At 71.4% G+C, this 24,046-nt stretch carries 17 protein-coding genes; 7 read left to right on the forward strand and 10 right to left on the reverse strand.

Annotated elements, in window-relative coordinates; translation table 11 throughout:
* Position 1 precedes the first annotated feature (1 nt).
* Genes G510_RS0101825 through G510_RS0101845 form a run of 5 tightly spaced genes read left to right on the forward strand, consistent with a single transcriptional unit; the run spans position 2 to position 14,906 of the window.
* Complete coding sequence (locus G510_RS0101825) at positions 2 to 3,121, forward strand: amino acid adenylation domain-containing protein (RefSeq protein ID WP_029152199.1); 3,120 nt, start codon at positions 2 to 4, stop codon at positions 3,119 to 3,121.
* The gene (locus tag G510_RS0101830; RefSeq protein ID WP_029152200.1) at positions 3,118 to 8,070 is read left to right on the forward strand and encodes a condensation domain-containing protein; all 4,953 of its coding nucleotides are present in this window, start codon (positions 3,118 to 3,120) and stop codon (positions 8,068 to 8,070) included. Before G510_RS0101825 ends, G510_RS0101830 begins: the two co-directional genes overlap by 4 nt.
* Positions 8,067 to 11,180: a non-ribosomal peptide synthetase gene (locus G510_RS15025; protein WP_051216162.1), complete on the forward strand. Its 3,114-nt coding sequence runs from the start codon at positions 8,067 to 8,069 to the stop codon at positions 11,178 to 11,180. The genes G510_RS0101830 and G510_RS15025 overlap by 4 nt, the downstream gene beginning before the upstream one ends.
* 19 nt (positions 11,181 to 11,199) lie before the next feature.
* Complete coding sequence (locus G510_RS15030) at positions 11,200 to 14,661, forward strand: non-ribosomal peptide synthetase (protein ID WP_051216165.1); 3,462 nt, start codon at positions 11,200 to 11,202, stop codon at positions 14,659 to 14,661.
* A gap of 14 nt (positions 14,662 to 14,675) precedes the next feature.
* Positions 14,676 to 14,906 carry a phosphopantetheine-binding protein gene (locus G510_RS0101845; RefSeq protein WP_029152201.1) on the forward strand — a complete coding sequence of 77 codons (231 nt, stop codon included), beginning with the start codon at positions 14,676 to 14,678 and terminating at the stop codon, positions 14,904 to 14,906.
* 46 nt (positions 14,907 to 14,952) lie between these two features.
* Here the strand turns inward: G510_RS0101845 and G510_RS0101850 are convergent, their stop codons facing one another.
* The 4 genes from G510_RS0101850 to G510_RS0101865 form a co-directional block, all read right to left on the reverse strand.
* Positions 14,953 to 16,545 (reverse strand): (2,3-dihydroxybenzoyl)adenylate synthase, encoded by a 1,593-nt coding sequence (locus tag G510_RS0101850; protein WP_029152202.1) that lies wholly within the window; start codon positions 16,543 to 16,545, stop codon positions 14,953 to 14,955.
* Positions 16,542 to 16,949, reverse strand: a complete 408-nt coding sequence (gene panD, locus G510_RS0101855; RefSeq protein ID WP_029152203.1) for an aspartate 1-decarboxylase — start codon at positions 16,947 to 16,949, stop codon at positions 16,542 to 16,544. The genes G510_RS0101850 and panD overlap by 4 nt, the downstream gene beginning before the upstream one ends.
* Before the next feature lie 12 nt (positions 16,950 to 16,961).
* The gene (locus tag G510_RS0101860) at positions 16,962 to 17,195 is read right to left on the reverse strand and encodes an MbtH family protein (protein WP_029152204.1); all 234 of its coding nucleotides are present in this window, start codon (positions 17,193 to 17,195) and stop codon (positions 16,962 to 16,964) included.
* Positions 17,196 to 17,276: 81 nt separating this feature from the next.
* Positions 17,277 to 18,608, reverse strand: a complete 1,332-nt coding sequence (locus G510_RS0101865; protein WP_084644147.1) for a lysine N(6)-hydroxylase/L-ornithine N(5)-oxygenase family protein — start codon at positions 18,606 to 18,608, stop codon at positions 17,277 to 17,279.
* 117 nt (positions 18,609 to 18,725) lie between these two features.
* Between G510_RS0101865 and G510_RS0101870 the strand changes: the two genes are divergently transcribed.
* Together G510_RS0101870 and G510_RS17370 are read left to right on the forward strand one after the other, a co-directional pair.
* Positions 18,726 to 19,571: a siderophore-interacting protein gene (locus tag G510_RS0101870; protein ID WP_029152206.1), complete on the forward strand. Its 846-nt coding sequence runs from the start codon at positions 18,726 to 18,728 to the stop codon at positions 19,569 to 19,571.
* The gene (locus G510_RS17370; RefSeq protein ID WP_051216166.1) at positions 19,564 to 20,118 is read left to right on the forward strand and encodes an ECF transporter S component; all 555 of its coding nucleotides are present in this window, start codon (positions 19,564 to 19,566) and stop codon (positions 20,116 to 20,118) included. Before G510_RS0101870 ends, G510_RS17370 begins: the two co-directional genes overlap by 8 nt.
* Positions 20,119 to 20,153: 35 nt before the next feature.
* Here the strand turns inward: G510_RS17370 and G510_RS0101880 are convergent, their stop codons facing one another.
* The 6 genes from G510_RS0101880 to G510_RS0101905 all read right to left on the reverse strand — a co-directional run bounded on the left by G510_RS0101880 (position 20,154) and on the right by G510_RS0101905 (position 23,994).
* Complete coding sequence (locus G510_RS0101880) at positions 20,154 to 21,083, reverse strand: RluA family pseudouridine synthase (RefSeq protein ID WP_036321479.1); 930 nt, start codon at positions 21,081 to 21,083, stop codon at positions 20,154 to 20,156.
* Positions 21,076 to 21,738 carry a signal peptidase II gene (locus G510_RS15040; RefSeq protein ID WP_051216169.1) on the reverse strand — a complete coding sequence of 221 codons (663 nt, stop codon included), beginning with the start codon at positions 21,736 to 21,738 and terminating at the stop codon, positions 21,076 to 21,078. Before G510_RS15040 ends, G510_RS0101880 begins: the two co-directional genes overlap by 8 nt.
* A gap of 11 nt (positions 21,739 to 21,749) precedes the next feature.
* Positions 21,750 to 22,370, reverse strand: a complete 621-nt coding sequence (locus G510_RS0101890; RefSeq protein ID WP_029152208.1) for a DivIVA domain-containing protein — start codon at positions 22,368 to 22,370, stop codon at positions 21,750 to 21,752.
* A gap of 55 nt (positions 22,371 to 22,425) precedes the next feature.
* Positions 22,426 to 22,731 carry a YggT family protein gene (locus G510_RS0101895; protein ID WP_029152209.1) on the reverse strand — a complete coding sequence of 102 codons (306 nt, stop codon included), beginning with the start codon at positions 22,729 to 22,731 and terminating at the stop codon, positions 22,426 to 22,428.
* 74 nt (positions 22,732 to 22,805) lie between these two features.
* On the reverse strand, positions 22,806 to 23,270 hold the full coding sequence (locus G510_RS0101900; protein WP_029152210.1) for a cell division protein SepF: 465 nt from the start codon (positions 23,268 to 23,270) through the stop codon (positions 22,806 to 22,808).
* Between the two features lie 40 nt (positions 23,271 to 23,310).
* Positions 23,311 to 23,994, reverse strand: a complete 684-nt coding sequence (locus G510_RS0101905; RefSeq protein ID WP_029152211.1) for a YggS family pyridoxal phosphate-dependent enzyme — start codon at positions 23,992 to 23,994, stop codon at positions 23,311 to 23,313.
* Positions 23,995 to 24,046 lie beyond the last annotated feature (52 nt).

Raw genomic sequence — 24,046 nt, forward strand, 5'->3', positions numbered from 1 at the left:
TATGCAACAGGCGTTTCCGCTCTCCGCCCTCCAGTCCGCGTACCTCGCCTCCCTCGACGCATCGCTGCCCCTCGGGGGCCCGCCGATGCGGGATATCCGGGAGTACCTCGGTCCCGCACTGTCCGCCCCGCGCCTCGCGCGAGCCCTGCGCGAGCTGATCGCCCGTCACGCCGTCCTGCGGCTCGACGCCGACACGGCGACCGGCATGCAGAGGATCCTTCCGCATTCCGAGGAGGCCATCGAGCTCACCGTCCTCACGGAGATCCCGTTGCCCGACGAGCTCGCCGCGTTGCGCGAGCGCCTGCGCACCGAGCCGCACCGGGCGGGGCGCATCGCGCACGTCGCCCTCGTGGCCGAGGCGCAGGACCGCACCCGACTCATCGTCGCGATCGACGCGCTCGGCCTCGACGCTGCGTCTGTCCACCGGCTGCTGAGCGATGGCGCCGCCCTCTACCGCGGCGAGGATCTCGGCTCCGCTCCCGCCGACGACGAGCTGCGCGACACCCTCCTCCGCATCTCCGCGATGCGCGCGGACCGACGCGACGCCGACGCCGAGTGGTGGCGCGAGCGCCTCGCCGCCCTGCCTGCCGCCCCGGAACTGCCCTGGGCGTCGCGTCCCGAGTCGCTCGGGTCGGTGCCCCGTCGTCGTCGTACCGCCGCGATCCCCGCCGAGACGTGCGAACGCGCGATGGCGCTCGGCCGGTCGGCGGGCCTGTTCGGCAACAGCGTCGTCGCCCTCGCCGTCGCCGACGTGCTGCGCGCGTACTGCGGTGGCGCGGACCTTCGCCTGGGAGTCGCCGCCGGACACCTGCGCTCGCAGGACGACCCGCCCGCTCCCGCATCCGACTTCGTGATCGTCGGGATCGCCGGCGCCGATGCCCTGCTCACGGCCGGCGAGCGCGGCAGGCGTTTGCAGACCGAGTTGCTCGGCGCACTCGCGCATCCCGGCCTCAGCGGCATCGAACAGGTGCGGTGCGCGGCGCGGGTCACGGGCAGCCGGGAGATCGTGCCGATGCCGGTCGTTCTCACGATCGGTCTCGATTGGGGGGACGAGGGCGCGCTCGGCGGGCTCCACCTCGTCGACGGCGTGACGCTGACCCCGCAGACCGCCGTCGACATCCGCCTCACCCGTCGCGGCTCCGACGTGGTCGTCAGCGTGGATGCCGCCTCCGGTGCACTCGACGAGGGCATCGACGAGGCGATCGCTCGGGAGGTCGCTCTCGCGCTCGAGCGCCTGGCCGCGGCGGACGCGTGGGAGCGCACGGGCGAGGTTCCCGTGCCGCCGGGATCCCGCCCCTTCGATCCGAGTGAGGTCGCCGCCGTCGACGTCGGCGACCGTATCGCGGCGCTCCTGGCTCCGGAGCGGACGCCGGCGGACGCGGATGCCGTCGTGCACGGCGCCACCCGCTGGACTCGACATGATCTTGCGCGCGCCGTCAAGGACGCGCGCTCCGGTTTGGCGTCGCTCGGTGTGGCTCCGGGCGACGTCATCATCGTGCAGGAAACGATCTCCCCCGAGGTCGTCGCCGTCGTGCTCGCGTGCGTGCTCGACGGCATCGTCTACGCACCGGTGGATCCGCAGACGCCCCCGGCGCGCCTCCGGGACATCGCCGGCGTCGCACGGCCCGTCCTCACCGTCGGGTCGGACGACGCCGCGGGGGTGCGCGCCGCGAGCGCCGGAACGATCATCGCTCGCGGGAGGGAGCACGCCGAGACCCGACCCGCCGCCGCTCGCCCGTCCCCCGACGACCTCCTGTATCTGCTGTTCACCTCCGGCTCGACCGGCACACCCAAGGGCGTCGAGATCACGCGCGGCGCGGTGTCCCGCGTCGTCACGTTCTCCCTCGACCGGTGGCGCACTGATCAGGAGGATGCCGTGCTCGCCGTCACGCCGCTGCAGCACGACATGGCGACGTACGACCTGCTCGGCGCGCTGCCCGCGGGGGCTCGTCTGGTGATCCCGACGGCGCAGAAGGATGCCGTGGAGTGGGCCGCGCTCGTGCGCGCGGAGCGGGTCACGACGTGGATCTCCGTCCCGGCGATCGCCGAGATGGTGCTCTCCGCGGCCGACGACGGCGATCTCGCGTCGCTTCGGGTCGTCGCGCTCGGCGGCGACTGGGTGACGGGTGAGATCGCGGCTCGGCTGCGCAGAGCGGCTCCGCGCTGCGTTCTCCATTCCCTCGGCGGACCGACCGAGACGACCATGTGGAACATCTGGCGCCGCGCCCAGGAGGACGACGGACCCGGCCCCCTTCCGTACGGCCGGCCGCTGCCGGGCAGCGACTACCACGTGCTCGACCGCAACGGGTTCCGCTGCCCCGACGGCGTGACGGGCCGCATCCATTGCACGGGCGAGGGGCTCGCCCGCGGGTATCTCGCGGACCCGGTCGCGACCGCGCGGGCGTTCGTCACCGTCACCGGGTATCAGGGTCGATCGCAGCGGGCGTTCCGCACGGGCGACCTCGGCAGCTTCCGCGCCGACGGGACCGTGGTGTTCCGCGGGCGGGCCGACGGGTTCGTGAAGGTGCGCGGCGTGCGGATCGAGCCGGGCGACGTCGAGCGCGCGGTCCTCACGGTCCCGGGAGTAGAGCGCGCCGTCGCGGTCGCCGTCGACGACGAGCTCCGCCTGGTCTGGACCGCCTCGGATCCGTATGCGGCGAGCGCCGAGGTGTCCGATCGCATCCGAGGTGCGTGCGCCGAGGCGCTTCCGCCGTCGCACCGCCCCGATGTCGTCCGCCTCGTCGACACGATGCCGCTGACGGTGAACGGCAAGCCGGACAGGCGCGCCATCGCGGAGCTGGCACCGGCAGGGACCGTGGATCCGTTGCAGGGCGTCGTCGCAGGCACCGTCGCACGCCTGCTGATGCTGCAGCAGCCGCCGGGCATCGACGATCCGCTCCGCGAGGTGGGCTGGCGCCCGTCGCTGCGCTCCGCGCTCGTCTCCGACCTCACGGCGGATCTCGGCGGATACCCGATCGCGCTGCCTGCCCCGGGCGCGATGACCGTCCGCCAGTTGGCGCGTTCCGTCGCCGAGCGGGCCGCAGACCCGACGACCCTGAACCTCGCGGCCGACCTGGCGTCTCAGCTCGGCGCAACCCCGATGGGAAGGACCACTCGATGACCGCATCCGATACCGCCGCCGACCGTCGCGAACTGATGGCGCGTCTGCTCCGAGAGCGCGGCATCGAGATCCCGTCCGCGCCGGCGGAGTCCGAGCAGCTCCCGGCGGATCCGCTCGCGCTGTCGCCCACGGAGGAGCGCATGTGGATGCTGCATGAGCTCGACCCCGCCGCGGCGACGGGAACGGCGGCCGGCGCCGTGTGGTTGCGCGGACCCGTCGACGAGTACGAGATCCTTCGCGCTCTGCGCCTCGTCGGCGCGGAGTTCCCGGCGCTGCGCACCAGGTATCGGGAGGATCCCGACCGCGGGGTCGTTCCCGATCCGACGCCGTGGGACGAGTGGCTCCCGGACTTCGCTGCGGAGACCGCGGCGAGCGCTTCGGATGCGCTCGATGCGGCACGGGCGCTCGCGCGTCGTCCGTTCGACCTCGAGGCCGATCACGGGGTGCGCATCCGGCTCGTGCGGGTGGTCTCCGAGACCGACCTCGTGCTGCTCGCCGTGGCCGGACACCACATCAGCCTGGACGACGCCGCATGGCCCGTCGTCCTCCAGCGGGTCTGCGCGATCGTGCGCGACGGCGTGACCGAGCCCGCCGCCGAGGATCCGTCGTATCGCGCATACGCGCAGCGCAGGGCGGCAGAGAGCGGTTCGCCCGCGGAGCGCGCCCACCTCGAGTTCTGGCGGGGCGCCTATCCCTCCCCGCCTCGCCCGGTCGCGCTCCCCTCGGCGTGGTTCCGGCGACAACAGGCGGCGCTCGCCCCCGCGGCCGTGATCGACGTCGCCGGCGGCGCGACGGCACCGCGAGACGCGACGACGGCGGGGCGGCTCCGCCTCGAGATCCCGGGCGGGGGCCGCATCGTGCGCGACGCCGCCCGGCGCCTCGGCGTCAGCCCGTTCCACCTGGAGGTGGCCGCCACGGCGATGCTCCTGTCCGCCGCCGGCGGCGACGACGATATGACGCTTGCGACGCCGGTCGTCGATGCGTCGTCCGCCGATGGCCGACCGCTCGTCGGCGCGACTGGGAACCTCGTACCGCTGCGCATCCGTCTCGATTCGGAGCGCACCGTCGCCGAGGAGCTGCGGAGAGTGAAGCAGACCTGCCTCGACGCCGTCGCGCACTCCGAGGTGCCGATCGAGAGCATCCTCGGCGCCCTGGGCTCTTCCGGACGCCGGCCCTTCAACGTCACCGTGCTGCTCCATCAGGGTCTCGAGGACTCGATCGACCTCCCGGGCGTGCGCGCGCTGCCCGCTCCGCTGCCCCCGGTGGGCGCCGAGACCGACCTCACGATCGCGATGGAGCGCCCCGACGACGATCTGAGGCTCGAGATCACCTATGCGCCCGCCGTCCGCACCGCGTCGGCTGCTGATGTGCTCGACCGGCTCGTCGAGATCATTGAGGCGCTCACGCGGGAGGCCAACGCCGACGCGGCGTGGCGCGAGGCGATCGGGGCGCACTCCCCCGCCGCGGAGGTCGTCCGCGGCGACGAATCCCTCGCCCCGGATCGCGGTGCGGGACGCACCGCCTCCGCCGCGCGCGTCGCAGAGGTGCTCGACGCCTTCCGCGCGGCTCTGCCGGACGCCGAGATCGACGCCGACACGGACTTCTTCGACGCGGGCGGGCACTCGCTGATCGCGACGCGCGTCATCGTCGACCTGCGCCGCCGGACCGGCGCGGATCTGCGGATCGCCGACTTCTTCGCCGCGCCGAGCGCCCGCCTGCTCGCGGCGCGCCTGCCCGAGAAGACTCCGCCCGCGGCTGTGAACGCCGTGCCGGCCTCGGAGGCGGCACTCCCGGCCGAGGTTCCGCTCTCGCCCGCGCAGAGCCGGCTGTGGTTCCTCGAGAAGGCGACCGACGCGGGGCGCGCCTACCTCGTCCCGATGCTCCTCGACCTCGACGGAGCACCCGACGAACGGGCGCTCGTCGGGGCGCTGCACGATCTCGTGCGCAGGCACGACGTGCTGCGCTCGGTGATCGGCGACTCGGACGGCACCCCGCGGAGCAGGTACCTCCCCGACGACGAGCTCGCCGAGGCGCTGCCGCGCATGGTCCGCGTCGTCACGGTCGCCGACGATCACGCGGCCGAGACGCTGCTGCGCGACGAGATCGAGGCCCCGTTCGACCGCGCGCTTCCGCTGTTCCGCGCGCTGATCGTCGACACCAACAGCGGCCCGCGGCATCTCGCGCTCGTCCTCCATCATCTGATCTGCGACGAATGGTCCACGGGCGTCCTGCTGCGCGACCTGTCCCGGGCCTATGCGCGGCGCACCGGCGCTCCGACGGATCCGGCACCTGTCGCAGCGAGCTACGCGCGGCACGCGCTGGCGCGCGCCGCGAGCGCCGGCGATGATGCGCACGTGGAATGGTGGGCGCAGGAGCTCAGCGGAGCGCCCCAGGATCTCCTGGTGCGCGGGCGCACCCGCGACCAGGCCGCACGGACGTCCGCGGGCGGTTCGGTCCCCGTCGCTCTCGCCCCGCACGTCGTCCACGCCGTGCACGCGTTCTCCCGCGCCGAGGGGACCTCGCCGTTCGTCGTGCTGCAGACCGCGCTCGCGCTGACGCTCGACCGGCTCGGCGCGGGCTCCGACGTCCTCATCGCGACGCCCGTCTCGGGCCGCGAGGACGCCGCCTTCAGCGACACGGTCGGCCTGTTCGTCAACACGGTCGTGCTGCGGCACCGCCTCGCGGGCGATCCGAGCGGTCGCGACGTCGTCGCCGACGCGCACGCGAGCATGCTCGCCGCGCTCGAGCACAGCTCCGCCGAGTTCGACGCAGTCGTCGACCGCGTCGCCGACGAGCGCACGACAACCCGGAACCCTCTCGCTCAGGTGCTCGTGCAGATCCACGACGATCACGAGCTCGCCGGCGAGATCGGCGGAGAGGGCGACGCCCCGTTCTCCTACCGCGCGCGCCGAACGGCGCAGGACACCGCGAAATTCGATCTGACCCTCGAGCTGTCGGTCACACCCACGAGGATCGACGGAGAGATCGGCTTCGCGCGCGACGTCTACGACGCGGAGGACGCAGAGGCCGTCGCGACGACCTTCACTCGCATCGTCAAGGCCATCACCAGCAGCCCGAGCAGCACGATCTCGCGCCTCGCCGTGCCGGAGGAGGCCACCGTGCTCGACGGCGGCGCCGCCGCGCCGATGGACACGGTTCCGGAGCTCCTCGAGAGCGCGCCGCTCGGAGGCGCGATCACGATCGACGGCGCGCGCATCGACCGGGAGGAGTTCGCGCGACGGGTCGATGCCCTGCGCCGCCGCCTCGGCGGCGCCCTGGCCTCGGGCCGCGGACAGATCGCCGCCGTCCTCGTCGCCCGCGACGCGGATTCACTGATCGCGCTCGTCGCGGCGGCCGCCTCGGGTCTCGCCGTCGCCCCGCTCGATGCCACGGCCCCCGACGCACACCTGCGTCAGCGGATCGACACGCTGTCGCCGGACCTCCTGCTCGCCGACTCGGATCGCGCCGCGCGACTCGCGACCGACGCGCCCGTGCTGGCGCTCGACGGGTCAGGCGACGAGAAGGATCCGCTGCGTTCCGAAGCATCGGGCGCGCACGCCGCCTACGTCGTGCACACATCCGGGTCCACGGGCGCGCCGCGTGCGGTCGCCGGCACCCAGCGCGCCCTCGCGAACCGGTTGCGATGGGACCTCGATCAGGGCGCCGATATCGAACGCGTGCTGCTGCTGTCGTCGCTGACGTTCATCGACGGCGTCACGAGCGTCCTCGCCGCCGCGGCCGGCCGCGAGCTCATCGTTCCCACGAACGAGGAACTCGCCGACCTCGCACTGCTCGAGCAGCTCGCCGTCCGGACCGGAACGCAGTCCGCGACCACGGTTCCAAGCCTTCTCGCCGTCATCCTGCGCGAGCGTCCGGCGCTCGTGCGATCCGTTCGCCGGTGGGTGTCCAGCGGCGAGGCCCTCGCGCCGAGCGTCGTCGCGACCTTCGCCGCGGTCGCGCCCGACTCCGTCCTGATCGATTCCTACGGTCAGACCGAGGGCGCCGGGGACGACGTGCGCGGCGTCCGCGCGGGAGCGGGTGTCACGGACACCGGCGCCATCGGATCCGCCGTGCCCGGAGTGACCGTGCGCGTGCTGGATCACCGCCTCATGCCGGTCCCCGACGGTGCGACCGGCGACGTCTACACGAGCGGAGTGCAGCTCGCCGCCGGTTATCTGGGTGCTCCGGGCGCCACGGCGGAGCGGTTCGTAGCCGCTCCCGGCGGCGCGCGCATGTACCGCACGGGAGACCGCGGGCGGATCCGTCCCGCGTCCGGTCTCGAGCTCGGCACGCGGTCCGACCGCGAGGTCAAGGTGCGCGGCGTGCGGATCGATCCCGCGTCGGCCGCGCACGAGCTCGCCGGGATCCCCGAGATCGTCGACGCGGCGGTGCTCGCCGAGCCGTCGCCCTCGGGCGCGCGCCTCGCCGCGGCCGTGGTGCCCGCCGACCCCGACTCGGCGCCCGAGCAGCTCCTCGCCGCCGCGCGCCGGGACCTGCCGAACCACCTCGTGCCGTCGCGCATCGCGGTCGTCACCGAGATCCCGCGCCTGTCGACCGGCAAGGTGGACGTCCGGGCGCTCCGGTTGCCGCTCGCTGCCGGCGACTCGGGCGGAGCCCCGCGCGGCGAGGAGGAGACGGAGATCGCGCGCATCTTCCGGGACGTGCTCGGAGCCTCGCTCGGCGCGCGCGAGATCGGTCGGGACGATGACTTCTTCGCGCTCGGAGGCGATTCGATCACCTCGCTCGCCGTCGTGTCCCGCGCGCGCGCGAGCGGCCTGGAGGTGACGGTCCCGCAGATCTTCGAGCACCCGACCGTCGCGGCGCTCGCCTCCGTCGCCATGCCGACGACGGCTCAGAGCGCACCGTCCGACACGGCACCGCTCGCGGCGTCGGGCCTGGACGACGACGAGCTCGCCGGGCTCCTCGCCCGCGTGGAGGGAGCAGCATGAGGCGCGTCGTCGATGTGCTCGCGCTGAATCCCCTGCAGGAAGGGCTCTACGCGCTGTCGCAGATCTCACAGGAGTCCGGAGGGGCGGACGCGTACTCTGTGCAGCTCGCCGTCGAGATCAGCGGACGGATCGACACCGACGTGCTGCGACGTTCGCTCGACGCGCTGCTCGCGCGCCACCCGCAGCTCGGCGGTCGGATCGTATCCGACGGCGTCCCGCGACCGGTGCACGTGCTGTTCGCGGACGAGCCGGCGCACTTCGCCGAGCGCACCTGCACGAGCGCCGAGCAGGAGGCGATCCTGCAGGCGGCGCGCACCGAACGGTTCGACCTCGGGACGGGTCCTCTCGCGCGGTTCGAGCTGATCCGGCTGTCCGACACGGGGCGCGCGCTGCTCGTCCTCACCGCGCACCACCTCGTCATCGACGGGTGGTCGGCGTCGATCGTGATGCGCGACCTCTTCGCCGTCTACGCGGCCGGCGGAACGGATCCGCTGCCCGCGCCGCCGCCCGTGCGCGGACACGTGCGCTGGCTGCAGGGGCGCGATCGCGAGGCGGCCGTGGCGCACTGGACGGAGCGGCTCGCAGGTCTCGCCGAACCGAGTTCGATCTCGCGCCCTCGCAACGCCCCGACGCGGTCCATCCCCACGGTCGTGACCCGCGTGCTCGACGGCGCGGCAACGCAGAAGTTCTTCGCCTGGTGCCGGGAGCACGGCATCACCGCCAACTCCGCCGCACAGCTCGCGGTCGCCGTCCTCGTCTCCCGACTCATCGACCGGCGCGACGTCGTCATCGGCACGACGATCGCCGATCGGCCGGCCGAGCTGCCGGGCGCCGATGAGATGGTCGGCGCGCTGATCGCCACGATCCCCGTGCGTGCGGACCTGGATCCCCGCGCGCGCCCGCACGCCGCCTGCCGAGATCTGCAGCGGGCCTTCGCGCTCGACGCGGCCCATGCCCATGTCGGCCTCCGCGAGATCCAACGCTGTGCCGAGACGCCCGCTCTCTTCGACGCGCTCGTCGTCTTCCACAACGCCCCGGGATCCGCCCCGGATCAGGGCCTCCGCGTCGCCGGGCTCGAGATCGACGGCTTCCGAGCCACGAGCCTGACCGACTATCCGCTCGTGGTCGCTCCCCGGATCCGCGGGACCGCCCTCGAGTTCGACGTCGAGTGCCGCGAGGACCTCGTGCCGGGGATCGACGCCGCCGGCGCCGCCGACCGCCTCCTGCAGCTGCTCGAGCAGCTGCCCGACGCCCGCGCGCTCGCCGATCTGACCGCCAGGCAGGGCACCGACCCTGATCCCGTCTCAGGCCTCGCGCGCCACGCGGATCCGGTGCCGCCCGCCGAGCCGACCGTCGCCACGGCCCTCGCATCCGTCGCGCGACGGCATCCCGATCGGGTCGCCCTCCGGCACCGCGGGTCCGGCACGGAGTGGACGTACGCGGAGCTGATGCGCAGGACCGAGCACGCCGCAGGCGGTCTTCACCGCGCCGGAGTGCGGGTCGAGGATCCCGTGGTCGTGGTCGCGGAGCGCGGCCCCGACCTCGTCGTCGGGCTCCTGGCGGCCGCCCTGCGCGGCGCGCGCGCCGTACACATCGCGGTCGACCTGCCCGATCACAGGCGTCGGACGATGCTCGACGCGGCGCGTCCCGCCGCCGCGCTGGTCGACGACACCGGCCGGCGGCTCGTTCCGGAGGACGTCCCGTGCGTGCGCCTCGACGAGGATCCGGTCGGATCCCCCGCCGAACTCCCCGATGCGCCCGGCACCGACACCGCCCTGTACACGATCTACACGTCCGGTTCGACCGGCGTCCCGAAGGGCGTGACCGCGACCCATCGCGGCATCCTCGCCCTGCAAGCCTTCCACCGCCGCGCCGTCCACGACCCCGTCGCGCGGGAGCTCGGGCGGCCGCCGGTCGTCGGGCACGGCTGGTCGTTCAGCTTCGACGCCTCGTGGCAACCGCTCGTCGCCCTGCTCTCCGGGGGCGTCGTCGAGATCCTCGACGCCGCGACGATGCCGGACCCGGATGCGCTCGGCGAGGCGATCCGTTCCTGCGGCATCGACGTCATCGAGATGTCCCCCAGCCTGTTCGCGCAGATCGCCGCCGGCGACGCCGAGGCGATCGACCGCCTGTCCGTGCTGGGGCTCGGCGGCGAGGCCGTCGACGCCCGCACCTGGTCGCGGCTCCGCACGTGGCCGGGGCTCCGGGCGATGAACTTCTACGGCCCGACCGAGGCGACGGTCGATGCACTGGCGGCCGAGATCGGCGTCAGTGCGGCGCCGACGATCGGCCGCGCGCTCGACCACATGCGGGCCGTCGTCCTGGACGGCCTGCTGCGACCGGTCATCACCGGGGGCATCGGCGAGCTGTACCTCGGCGGCGCCCAGCTCGCGCGCGGATACGAGGGTGCGCCCGCGCTCACGGCCGCACGGTTCGTCGCGGATCCCTGGGGCGCCGGCGATCGGCTCTACCGCACGGGAGACCTCGTCCGCGTCCTCCCGAGCGGCGACCTCGAGTACCTCGGCCGGGCCGACGGACAGGTGAAGATCCGCGGCTACCGCATCGAGCTCGGCGAGGTCGAGGCGGCGCTGCGCCGACTCGACGGGGTCGCCGCGGCGGCCGTCGTCGTGCGTCGGCGCACCGCGGGCGATGCGCTGCGTGCGCTCGTCGTGCCGGAGAGGTCGGTCGATCCGGATGCACGAGCGATCCGCCGTCGCATCGCCGAGGTCCTGCCCGCGCACATGGTGCCCGCCGAGGTGCTGTTCGCCGATGCGCTCCCCCTGACGCGGAACGGCAAGCTCGACGCGGCCGCGGTCCTGTCGCTCGCACCCGCTCACGCGGAATCCGGCCGCCGCGCGCACCCGGGCACGGAGACGACGCTGAGCGAGGCGATCGGAGCCGTGATCGGCGAGGACCCCGCAGCCATCCCCGTCGACGGCGAGCTCGCCGACCTCGGGCTCGACAGCGTCGCCGTCGTCGCCGTCGTCGCCGCGTGTCGCGCCCGCGGACTGGTCCTCACCGTGCGCGAGGTCCAGGTCGCCGCAACGATCGGCGAGCTCGCCGAGCAGCTCGACGACGATCGCGCTCTCGCGACGCCGTCACGCACCTGAAGAAGAGGAGAACCTGAAGATGATCGATGTCCGAAGCGACGTCGCGGCCATGCTCGACGTCGACCCGAGCGACCTGCGCGACGACGAGAACCTGATCGGCCGTGGCCTGTACTCGCTCGCCGTGATGCGCCTCGTCGCGCGATGGAGCCGCCAGGGCGCTGCCGTGCGGTTCGGTGATCTCGCCCGCACGCCGACGATCGACGCCTGGCGCCGCGCGGTCGACGACGCCCTCGCCGCGGACTCCGTCCCGGCCGACGCCGGGGAGTCGGACGCCGCCGATGGCACCGCCTTCGGGCTCGGCACGATGCAGCACGCCTATTGGCTCGGCCGATCCGCCACACATGCCCTCGGCGGTGTCGCAGCGCACGGCTGCTGCGAGTTCCGCTTGGACGGGATCGATGCGGAGCGCCTCGCGAACGCGCTGCGCGCGCTGGTGCGGCGCCACCCGACGCTGCGCACCGCCGTCGACGACACAGGGATGCAGCGCGTGCTCGAGGACAGCGCATCCTCGCACCTCACGGTCCACGATCACCGGTCGAGCGCGCCGGACGTCGCGGAGCGCGTCGCCCGCGAGGTTCGCGAGCGCATGGAGCACCAGATGCTCGACGCGAGCGCCGGGCATCTCCTCGACGTCGAGCTCACATTGCTCCCGGGTGGGGCCGCCGTGCTGCACGTCGACATCGACATCATCGCCGCGGACGCCGTGAGCTTCCGCCTGCTCTTGGGCGACCTGGCGCGCCTCTACGAGGATCCCGCCGATCTGGCAGGACCAGCGGCGTACTCGTACCGTCGCTACCTCGCGGACAAGAAGGCGAGCACGAGGCTCACACGATCACTCGACGAGCGGTACTGGCGCGGCCGCGCCTCGAGCCTGCCGATGCCGCCCCAGCTGCCGCAGCGACCGGGCGGCCCGCTGGCAGGCGCGGAGCTCCGGACGACGCGGCGGGCCCTGACGATCGATGCGGAGCGCCGCGAGCACTTCGAGGCCGCCGCGCGCTCGTCCGAGGTCACGCCCGCCGCGCTGCACGCGGCGCTGCTCGCCGTCGTCATCGGCCGCTGGTCGGGCGCATCGCGATTCCTGTTGAACGTGCCGCTGTTCAACCGGCGCCCCCTGCACCCCGATGTCGACCGTCTGGTCGGTGACTTCTCGAGCTCCCTCCTGGTTCCGGTGGATCTGTCCGGGAAGGACAGCCTGGAGGACATCGCCCGCGCCCTGCAGGAGGAGCTGTACGAGGCGGCCTCGCACGCCGATTTCGAAGGGCTCGATGTGATCCGCCTGCTCGGCCGGGAGAACGGCGGCGCGGTCGTCGCGCCGGTCGTCTTCACGTCGGGCATGGGGCTCGGCGACCTCGTCGGCCCCGATGTGCGGCGCGTCTTCGGGCTGCCGACCGCCGGGCTCACGCAGGGCCCGCAGATCCAGCTCGATGCGCAGGTCATGGATCAGGACGGGCAGACGCTGCTGAGCTGGGATTCCCGCGACGGCCACCTGCCGGACGGCCTTGTGGACGAGATGTGGGCCGAGCAGCTGCGCCTGTACGGCCTGATCCTGGAACAGCGCCGCGAGATCGGCGAAATCCGGGGCGCACTGCTCGCGGGCTCCCTCGCCGTCGTCGACGCACCCGACGGATCCGACGAACCTCTCCCGCTCCTCCACACTGCTCTCTACGACCGCGCCCGCCGGGACCCCGACCGCGTGTGCCTCATCTCCGAGGACGGTGGCCGCTCGACGTACGCGGAGGTGCGCGACGCGGTCCTCGCCCGCGCCGGCGAGCTCGTCGCGCGCGGCGTTCGCCTCGGCGACCGGGTCGTGCTCCATCTCGCCAAGGGACCGGAGCAGATCCTCACCGCGCTCGCGGTGCTCAGCGCCGGCGCCGCGTACGTGCCGATCGGCATCGATCAGCCGGCCGAACGGATCCGCATGGTCGCGTCGGCCTCGCGTCCCGCCCTCGTCGTCACGGGCGACCTCGACCGGGAATGGCCCGCCGCGGCCGTCGCACCCTCCGGTCTTTCGAGTGGTGTTCCCTTGGATGGGCCCGTCGACCAGGAGCCGGATGCACCGGCATACGTGCTCTACACCTCGGGATCCACCGGCGTGCCCAAGGGCGTCGTGGTGTCGCACCGAGCCGTGTCCAACACCCTGCGCGCGTGCAACGAGCTCGCGCGCCTCGCCCCCGACGACACGACCGTCGCGATCTCATCACTCGAGTTCGACCTGTCGGCTCAAGACCTCTTCGCGCCGCTGCTCGTGGGAGGATCCATCGCGTGTCCCACGGGCGACATCCGCCGCGACGGCCTGCGCCTCGCCGCCCTCATCCGCGCGGCAGGCGTGACCCAGGTCCACGCCGTGCCGGGAGTCCTGCGGCTGCTCTGCGACGCCGTCCTCGGCGAGAACGATCCCGCCCCCGGGGTGCGCATGATCATGTCGGGCGGCGACCGGATCGACGGCGCGCTCGTCGACGACGCCCGACGGGCGTTCCCCGAGGCTCGGTTCTTCGGACTCGGCGGCGCGACCGAGACGGCGATCCACCACAGCGCGCACGAGGTGGGGGCGGACGGACCGCGCGATTGGTCCGTCGTGCCGTTCGGGCGGACGCTCCGCGGCAACGCGGTCCGCGTGGTCGACGACCTCGGTGCGGACAGCCCCGACTGGGCTCCCGGCGAGCTCTGGGTGGGCGGCGCCGGCGTCGCCGACGGCTACCTGGACGACCCCGAGCTCACGGCGATCCGATTCGTCACGGCGCAGGGCCTGCGGTGGTGGCGCAGCGGCGACATCGTGCGCCGACGCCCCGATGGTCAGATCGAGTTCCTGGGGCGCCGTGACAACCAGATCAAGATCCGCGGACATCGCGTCGACCTCTCCGAGATCGACGAGGCCTTCCGCGGCCTGTCCTGGGTGCGAGCCGTCGCGTCGGCGCCCTTCGAGGTCGACGGCCGCACGCTCGTCGGTCTCGCCGTGACCCCCGCGGAGGGTGCGGAGGTGCCCGCGCGGGTGGCGCTGCGCGCAGAGCTCCGCGACCTGCTCGCGGATCACATGGTGCCCGCGGTCGTCGTCGGGGTCCCCTCGATCCCGCGCACGGCGGAGGGCAAGGTCGACGTGCGCGCCCTGCGCGAGCTGTTCGTCCAGCGCCGCCGCGAGGAATCCGCACACGCGTCCGGTGGGCCGGCCGACGTCGTCGAGCAGGCGCTCGCCACGGTGTTCGCCGATGTCTCCGGCGCCGAGGTCAGCCGGATCGACCCGGATGCCGATCTGTTCGACCTCGGCGGCGATTCGATCGCGGTCACCCGCCTGGTCACCGAGATCCGTCGCGTGCTGATGTTCGACCGGGTCACCGTCGCCGACGTCTTCGAGGCGGGTTCCCTTCGTGCACTCGGTGCGCGGATCCGCGAGCTGCACCCCGAGGACGGCTTCGTCGACGCCGTCTCCGACACGTATCTCCGGGCGTTCGGCCCGGACGCCGCCGAGCTGATCGCAGCTCGCTGAGAGAAAGGCCTCCGATGAGAGACTCCTCCCCTGCCGACACCCGTTCGCACGTGCGGAACGAGGTCGCCGAGCTGCTCGGCATCGCCGCCGTCGAGATCGATGACGACGACGATCTGCTCGACCACGGCCTCGACTCGATCCGGCTGATGATGCTCGCGGATCGCTGGCGCGCGGACGGCGGCCCCGATGCGATGGCGCTCATGGCGGATCGGCGCATCAGCGCCTGGGCGGACCTCCTGCGGTGACGACGAGATCGCCTCGGCACGCGCTCCGCGTGCCGAGGCGATCTTCTCACCGCTGGTCGCGCTTGCTGACCTTGCCGACGGCGGTGTGCGGGAACTCGTCGACGAACTCGATCACGTGCGGCACCTTGAACTCGGCGATGCCTCGCGAGCGCATGAACCGTTTGAGATCGATCGCGCGCGCCGCGGCGGATCCCGCGCGCGCGATCACGAACGCCTTGATCCGCTCGCCGAGCGCATCGTCCGGGATCCCGACGACCGAGACGTCGTGCACGGCGTCGTGGCCGAGCAGCAGATCTTCGATCTCAGACGGCGCGACCTTCTCGCCGCCGCAGTTGATGAGGTCCTTCGACCGGCCCATCACCGTGAGATAGCCCCGTTCGTCACGGCGCACGATGTCGCCGGTGCGGTAATAGCCGTCGGGGGTGAAGCTCCGCGCGTTGTGCTCGGGCGCGCGGAAGTATCCGCGGATCGTGTACGGACCGCGCGTGAGCAGATCGCCGGGTTCGCCGACCGCCACGTCCCGGCCGTGACTGTCGACCACGCGCACCTCGTCGTCTGCGGAGATCGGGCGCCCCTGCGTGCCGACGATGGTCTCCTCGTCGTCGTCGAGGCGTGTGTAGTTCACGAGCCCCTCGGCCATGCCGAAGACCTGCTGGAGACGCGCACCGAGCTCGGGGCGCACTCGGGCGGCCGCGGTGCGGCCGAACTTCGCCCCGCCGACCTGGATCGTCTCGAGGCTCGACAGGTCGTGCGCCGAGACCAGCGGCGAATTCAGCCAGGTCATCACGAGCGGCGGAACGAGGCTGACCTGCGTGACGCGGTGGCGTTCGATGAGCCCGAACGCGACGTCGGGCGCGCCGTGGGGCGCGAGGACGATCGTCCCTCCCGCGAGGATCGCACCCAGGACGCCCGGGGAGCTCATCGTGAAGTTGTGCGAGATGGGGAGCACGACGAGCTGCACGGTGCGCGCGTCGACGCCGCAGATCCGGTTGCTCTCGCGCACCGAGTACAGGTAGTCGACGTGCGTGCGCGGGATCATCTTGGGCCGTCCCGTCGTGCCGCCCGACAGCTGCAGGAACGCGATGTCCCCCGGCAGAGAGCGACGCTCGTGCTCCCGCGGATCCTCCGCCTCGAGCTCGGGCACCGGCGCGCCCGTCGACACGACGATCGCGCCGAGCAGGCTCGGGTGCGCCTCGACGAGCCCCGGCACCGTCTGCGGGCTCTTCTCCGACGACGTGATGTACAGCCGCGCCTCCGCGAACGAGGCGAAGTGCTCGATATCGCGCCTGCCGTGCGCCGCGAGCGCGAACACGGGCAGCGCCCCGAGTTCGAACAGGGCGAACACGACGACGAGGTACTCGGGCACGTTCGGGAGGTGCACGACGACCCGGTCGCCGCGCTCGATCCCGAGGTTCTGGAGGCCCCGTGCCGCACGCAGCACCCGGTCGCCGAGCTCCCGATAGGTCCACGCCGTCTCGCCGGCGATGACCGCCGTGCGGTCGGGGCCAGCCTCGACGCTCGCGAAGAGGATGTCCGCCAGCGTCTCGTCGGTCCAGTGCCCCGCGCTCCGATAGCGCTCCGCGACATCGTCGGGGTACGGCACGACCCCGTCGAGCCGAAGCGGCTCGATCGCGCTCATCGCGTCGACAGCTGATCGACGGCGAAGGGAACCGGCTCGGCGGGGTCACCGCCGAGAGCGACGATGCGGTTCCCCTCGGCGACGTGCACGACGCGCGGCCGATGGTCTGCGAGCTCGGAATCGTCCATCAACAGGTACGAGATGATGATGACGAGATCACCCGGCGAGATCAGGTGAGCCGCGGCCCCGTTGATGCACACCTGCCCGCTGCCGGCTTCGCCGTCGATCACGTACGTCTCGATCCGGGCTCCGTTGGTGATGTCCACAACCTGCACGTTCTCGCCCTCGACCATCCCGGCGGCGCGCACGAGGTCCGCGTCGATGGTGATGGAGCCGACGTAGTGCAGGTCGGCCTGCGTGACCGTCGCGCGGTGGATCTTCCCTCCGAGAACATTTCTCAACATGGTGGCGGCCTTTCAGCGTGCGTGGGCGGGATCGATGGAGGCTCGGACGGACGCGGGACGGATGTCCGTCCAGGTGCGCGAGATCCAGGCGAGGACCTCATCACGCCCACGACCTTCGGGAGCCCCGAATGCGGCGCTCCAGCCGCTCGGGATCTCGGCGAACACCGGCCAGAGGGAGTACTGGCCCTCGTCGTTGACGAGCGCGAGGAACGAGCCGGTGTCGTCGTCGAAGGGATTCTGTGACATGAGTCTCCTAATTGCTGACGCGGCCGCGCCGCGCGATGGACGTCCTGCGCGGCGCACCGCGCAGGTGTCGGGTCGGTTCGGTCACCGCACGGGAACCCGGTCCCCCTCGAGCACCGCTCGAAGGATCTCGGTCGCCCGTGGTGCGAGGTTCGACAGCAGCGACGAGGTGAGCCCGTGACTGTGCTCCACGCCACCGTTGAGGAAGATCCGCCCGGGGATGCCGTCGAGCTTCAGCCGGTAGTCGCGGCTCACGATCGGCTCCGCCGTGTCGTAGGCCTCGTCCGCCGGAATGCTCGTTCCGAGCAGCTCCCGCACCGACCACGGCCGGAACCCCGTCGCGAAGACGACGGCGTCGGCGTCGACGAGCGTCTCGCCGCGCCCGCCGATGTCTCGCAGGGCGACGACGGCGCCGTGCTCGCCCTCCTCGATCGAGGAGACCTCCGTGACCCGGTGGATGAACAGGCGGCGAGTCCCTTCGGTCCGCTCGCGGTACTCGCGGCGGTAGAGGTCCTCGATCAGTTCTGCGTCGACGGCGCCGTAGTTCGTCAGTCGGTGGTGGTCGAGCAGCACCCGCCGGAGGTGCGCCGGAGCGGTGAAGAACTCGTCGACGGATTCCGGGTCGAAGATCCGGTTCGCGTACGGCGTGTCGTCGGCGGGCATGTACCCGAACTTGCGCAGCGAGGCGTGCACCTCGGCCTCGGGATACCTGTCGTGCAGGTACGCGGCGACCTCTGCGGCGCTCTGGCCGGCCCCGACGACCACGAACCGCGCCCGCCGGCGCACGCGCAGGCCGGAGAGTCTCTCCAGCAGGCGGTGGTTGTGGAACACGCGCGGCCCGGGCGCGATGCCGGTCGGCAGGACGGGCCGGATCCCCGTGCCCACCACGATGTCGCGGGCGCGGATCGTCTCCCGAGCGCCGCCCGCGGTGGCGACGTCGACCTCGAACACGGATCCGCTCCACTCGATCCTCGCCGCCGTCGTGCCGTATCGCACCGGCGCGCTCACCCGCTCGGCGGCCCAGCTCAAGTAATCGTGGAACTCACGACGCGTCGGAAAGAACGTCTTCAGGTTGATGAAATCGGTGAGGCGATGCCTCTGATGGAGATAGTTCAGGAACGAGTACGTGCTGGTGGGCGAACGCTGCGAGACGAGGTCCTTGAGGAAACTTATCTGCATCGTGCTCCCGGGCAGCAGCATGCCGTCGTGCCATCCGAAGCCGTCCTTGCTCTCGACGAAGCATGCCGTCGTGCGCCGATCAGGCGCAAGAACGGCATTCCGCTCCTCGATCGCGATCGCCAGGCTGAGGTTGGCCGGCCCAAAGCCGATGCCGAGCACGTCGACGGCGCGCTCCTCGTCGTCCACGGCCGGCGTCTGATCCGCGACATCACCGCTGAGGATCTCCACTGTCGTCATACCGTGTGCACGCCCTTCGTCCGTTCTTCGTGTCTGTTCCGCCCGCCGCCTCGCATCTGCAAGTTAGGTAAGGCTAAGGTAACTTACAACGAAGAGGCAGCCAAACGAAAGGCGTTCATGGACAAGGCAGCACTGAGCCGAGTCGCGACCGAGGTGCTCAGTCACCCGGAGCACGCGACCGGTCTGGACCACCCCACGCTCACGATCCATTCCGTGGTGCGACTCGGCTCGGGGCTCACCCGAGTCATCGGCACGCTGAGCGCCGTGCACGCGCGCGAGATCTGGGAGGGGCCGAATGCCACGCTGCGCCTCGCGATCCCGACGCCGGAGGGGGACTCGGCCTCACGGGTGTACACCGTTCGCCGCTTCCACGACGAGGCCGCCCTCGTCGAGATCGACATCGTCGTTCACGCCGAGAGCAGTCCGGCGATGGACTGGCTGCGCGTTGTCGCGCCCGGCGATGAGATCGCCGTAACCGGTCCGCGCGAACACTTCCTCCCCCTGTTCATCGGCGACGAGCCCGTGCTCATGCTCGCGGATTCGTCCGCCGTTCCGGCCGTCGCATCGATCCTCGCCTACTGGCCCGCGGGGACGCCGGCGCAGGTCGTCGCGGCGGTGGCGGACGAGGCCGAGCTCGACGACGTCCCGGACGTGCCGAGAGTCGACATCCGTACGATCGTCGTCTCGTCTGAAGCGCAGCAGCAGCCGCTGCTCGGCGCCGCGCGCGACGCGGCATCCTTCCGCACCGTGTGGGCGGCGGGCGAGCGCGATGAGATGCGTAGCATTCGCCGGTACTTCCGCGACGACGTCGGACTCCCCAAGGAGGCCGTGCAGGTGTTCGGCTATTGGAAGCACGGCGTCTCGGGAACGGCGCTCGACATCCGGCGCGTCCTGCACCTCAAGACTCTCCTCGACAGCGGAAAGGGCATGGCCGACTTCGATGAGTTCGATATCGATGCCTGATTCCGACGATCCCGTCTCGCAGAGCCATCCGAAGCTCCTGTCGACCCGCACGCTGCTCGTGTGCGCCGCCCTCGGGGTCGTGTGCGGAATCTTCGCACAGCTGTCCCGCGTCCTCGGCCTCGTGATCCAGGCCACGGTGCCGTGGCTCAGCTTCCCAGCTCCCCTGCCATGGTTCCTCGGCGCGATGATCGCCGCGGCGCTTTTCCGTCGCCCCGGCGTCGCGATCATGACCTCGTTCGTCGGCATGATCGTGTCGGTCGGCGGTCTCGTGCTCACCGGCGGCCTGATCATCGAGCTCGTCTTCCTCATCACCCGCTACAGGAAGTGGAACCCGTCGCTCTTCTTCATCGCCGCCGCGCTGATCGCCGTGATGAACTTCGGCTTCATGTACCTCTACGCCGACTTCACGACCCTGCCGCCCGTTGTCCAGGCCGTCGCCTTCGTCGTGCGGCTCCTCGTCTATCTCGCGTACGCCTGGCTCGCGCTGTGGCTGACGACGCAGCTCGAGCGCGCCGGCATCGCCACGGGGCGCCCGAAGCGCTCCTGAGCGCACCGCGCGCTGGCCGCCGAGACCTCAGGCCGTCAGAACGGCCCGTCCACGAGCAGGTCGAGGGCTCGGCTCAGATCCGCGGGAATCGGGGCTTCGAACAACACCCGCTCGCCCGTCGCCGGGTGATCGAACGCCAAGCGGCGGGCGTGCAGCCACTGCCGCGTGAGGCCGAGTCGCTCCGCGAGGGTCGGATCCGAGCCGTACAGCGGGTCGCCGACCAGCGGATGGCGGTGCGCCGCCATGTGCACGCGGATCTGGTGGGTGCGGCCCGTCTCCAGGTGCACCTCGACGAGCGTCGCGCGCGGGAACGCCTCCAGCGTCTCGTAGTGCGTGATCGACGGCTTCCCGTCGGAGATCACCGCGAACTTCCACGAGTGGTTCGGGTGCCGACCGATGGGGGCGTCGATCGTTCCCGAGAACGGATCCGGGTGCCCCTGCACCACCGCGTGATAGATCTTGTCGACCGTGCGGTCTTTGAATGCGCGCTTGAGCACGGTGTAGGCGTGCTCGCTCTTCGCCACGACCATCAGGCCGCTCGTGCCGACGTCGAGGCGGTGCACGATCCCCTGGCGCTCGGCGGCGCCGCTCGTCGAGATCTCGATGCCCGCGGCCAGCAGCGCGCCCGGAACGGTCGGCCCGTCCCAGCCCATCGACGGATGCGCCGCGACGCCCGTCGGCTTATCGACGACGACGATGTGGTCGTCCTCGAAGACGATTCCGAACCCCGGCACGTCCGACGCGACGACCTTCGGATCCTCCTTGGGCGCCCACTCGACGTCGATGACGGATCCCGCACTCAGGCGGTCTGACTTCCCGACCCTCGCGCCGTCGACCTGCACGCCGCCTTCGCCCGCGACCTCGGCCGCGAACGTGCGCGAGAACCCGAGCATCTTGGCGAGTGCGGCGTCGACGCGCACGCCCTCGAGACCGTCGGGAACCGGCAGGCGTCGCCGCTCAGTCATCCCCGAGCGATTCCTTCGCGCGGCCCGAGCGGTCGCGCCGAAGCGGTGCGGGAGAAGACTCGGGCTCGTCGTCGGATTCTGCGTCCGCGTCCTCCGCGTCGGGCTCGTCGAGCGCCGCCTCGGAGGGCTTGTCGCCCCGCGTGCCGTCGAAGTTGATGCCGATCAGCACGAGAACCGCGACCGCGATCATGCCGCAGACGATGAACATGTCGGCAACGTTGTAAATGGCCGGGTTCGTCCAGAACCACATCCACGGGGTCAGGATGAAGTCGACCACGTGGCCCACCCCGAATCCGGGATCGCGGAAGAGCCGGTCGGTCAGGTTGCCGAGCACTCCGCCGAGGAGCAGTCCCAGCACGATCGCCCACGACCGCGTGCGCACGCGCGTGATCGCGAGGAACACGATCGCGCACGCCACGAGCGCGAGCGCGATCGTGAAGATCCAGGTCACACCCTCGCCCAGCGAGAATGCGGCACCCGGGTTGAAGACGAGGTTCCACTGCAGCGCCTCACCGAGAACCTGAACAGGTTCGAACTCAGTGAGGCGCGTAACGGCGAGCTGCTTACTCGCCTGATCGGCGGCCAGCACCACGATCGCGAGAACCGCGATGATGATGCCGGCCGCCGGAGCAGAAAGGCGCGCGAGCCCCTTCACGCGAAGCGCGTTCAGAGACCGACGGTCGAGGCGGGCGACTTGCCCGACTCGGGCGCGTCGAGATCCGCAAGCTTCTGCTCGAAGTAACCGCGAAGCTGCTGACGGTAGTCGCGCTCGAACTGGCGCAGCTCGGTGATGCGACCCTCGAGGCTCTTGCGTTCGGTGTCGAGCTTCTGCGAGATCTCACGCTGCTTCGCCTCAGCGGCGGAGACGATGCCCGCAGCCTTGGTCTCGGCCTCGCTCACGAGCTTGGATGCCGTGGCCTTGCCCTCGGAGACGTGCTCGTCGTGCAGGCGCTCGGCGCGGGCGATGATGCCCGCAGCGTTGGATGCGGTCGAGCTCACGCCGGCCTCGGTGTCGGGAGCCGCGGCAGGGGCCTCAGCCTTGACCTGCGGCGCGGACGCCTCTTCGACCACGGGAGTAGAAGCCGCGGCAGCCGCCGGAGCAGCGGACGCGCCGCCGGCCTCGAGCTCGGAGATGCGAGCCTTGAGCTGCTCATTCTCCTCGATCGTCTTGCGCCATTCCACAACGATCTCGTCGAGGAAGTCGTCAACCTCGTCGGGGTCGAAGCCCTCCTTGAAACGGACGTGCTGGAACTGCTTCGTGACGACGTCTTCCGGCGTCAGTGCCATATCGGGCCCCCTCTTTCGATGGTGATTGTCATGATACGTCAGGACGGATCAGCGTTCAGTTCAGAATCGCGATGACCTGCAGTATCCACAGTGCGATGAAACACAGGATCAGTGTGACTGCGAACCCCAGGTCGATTGCGACGGGGCCGATGCGCAGCGGCGGGATGTGCTTTCGGAAGAACCTGATCGGAGGATCGGTCACCGTGTAGACGAACTCGCAGAGGACGAGCATCGCACCCTGCGGACGCCATTCGCGATTGAACATCGGAATGAAGTCGAGCAGCACTCGCGCAAAGAGCACAACCACGTACAGCGAGAGCACGATGTGCAGAATGCTCGCAATCAGACCGATGATTCCCACAAGAGATCAGCCTACGCGAGAAAGACCCGGTGACGCCTCAGCGGCGCACCGGGCCGAACGAGCGATTCCCGGTTCTACTGGCCGAAAGCCTGGTCGTCAGCGGGCGCGATGCCGCCGTCTCCCGAGACGGCGATGTTCTCGGGGCTGAGCAGGAAGACCTTGCTCGTCACGCGCTCGATGCGGCCGTAGAGGCCCATCGAAAGACCGCTCGCGAAGTCGATGAGGCGGCGCGCGTCGGCGTCGGACATCTGCGAGACGTTGATGATGACCGGCAGCCCATCGCGGAACTGCTCGGCGATCGTCTGCGCGTCGCGGTACTGCTTCGGGTGCACGGTGACGATCTCGTTCACCGCGTCGGCGGCAGGCTGACGCACGACGGTCGGGCGACGCAGCGGCGTCACAGGAGCCTGCTTCTCTTCATCGCGCTTCTCCTCACGCTGCGAGGCGCGAACAGGCGCCTCCACAACTTCGTCTTCGACGTACTCTTCTTCGTCGGCGAGGCCGAGGTAGACCATCGTCTTCTTAAGCGGGTTCGCCATTGCGTCCTCCGGGGTGGTGTGTGCTCGTCTTGCAGAAAGGCTAAACCTGTGAGGGCCGCGGGCCCGTGATTGCCGTGCCGATGCGCAGGTGTGTCGCACCGTGGCTGATCGCCTCGGCGAAGTCGCCGGACATGCCCGCGGAGATCCAGCGCGCGTCCGGAACGACCGCGCGCACGCGCCCCGCAATGCCCGCGAGGCGCTCGAATGCGACTCCGGGATCTTCGTCGAGCGGGGCGACCGCCATCACGCCGCGCAGGCGCAAAGATTCGGATCGCGCGATCGCCTCCGCGAGCCGCGGCGCGTCGTCGTCGCGAACGCCGCCGCGGTTCGGATCTTCGGTGAGGTTGACCTGCACGAGCACGTCGAGCGGATCCTCCCCCGGCGCATCGAGCGCGGACACCAGCTTCTCGCGATCGACCGAGTGCACGACGCCCGCCGCGCGACGAACCGCGCGCGCCTTCTTCGATTGCACCTGGCCCACGAAGTGCCAGCGCACATCGTCGAGGCCCTCGAGCTCCGCCGACTTCGACTGGAGCTCCTGCTGCCTGTTCTCGGCGACATCGCGCACGCCGAGCGCGTGCAGCTCGCGAACGAGCGACGCCGGATGAAACTTCGTCACGACGATGCGGGTGATGTCCGCAACATCACGACCCGCGGACCGCGCCGCGTCGGCGATGGAACCGTCGACCTCGGTGAGGCGGGTCTCGAGCGCGGAAGAGCTCATCGGCGGGCCCCTGCTGCCCACCGGCCGGCGCGCACGCCGGAACGGATGGACG

The sequence above is a fragment of the Microbacterium gubbeenense DSM 15944 genome, from assembly GCF_000422745.1.
GTDB classification, from domain to species: domain Bacteria; phylum Actinomycetota; class Actinomycetes; order Actinomycetales; family Microbacteriaceae; genus Microbacterium; species Microbacterium gubbeenense.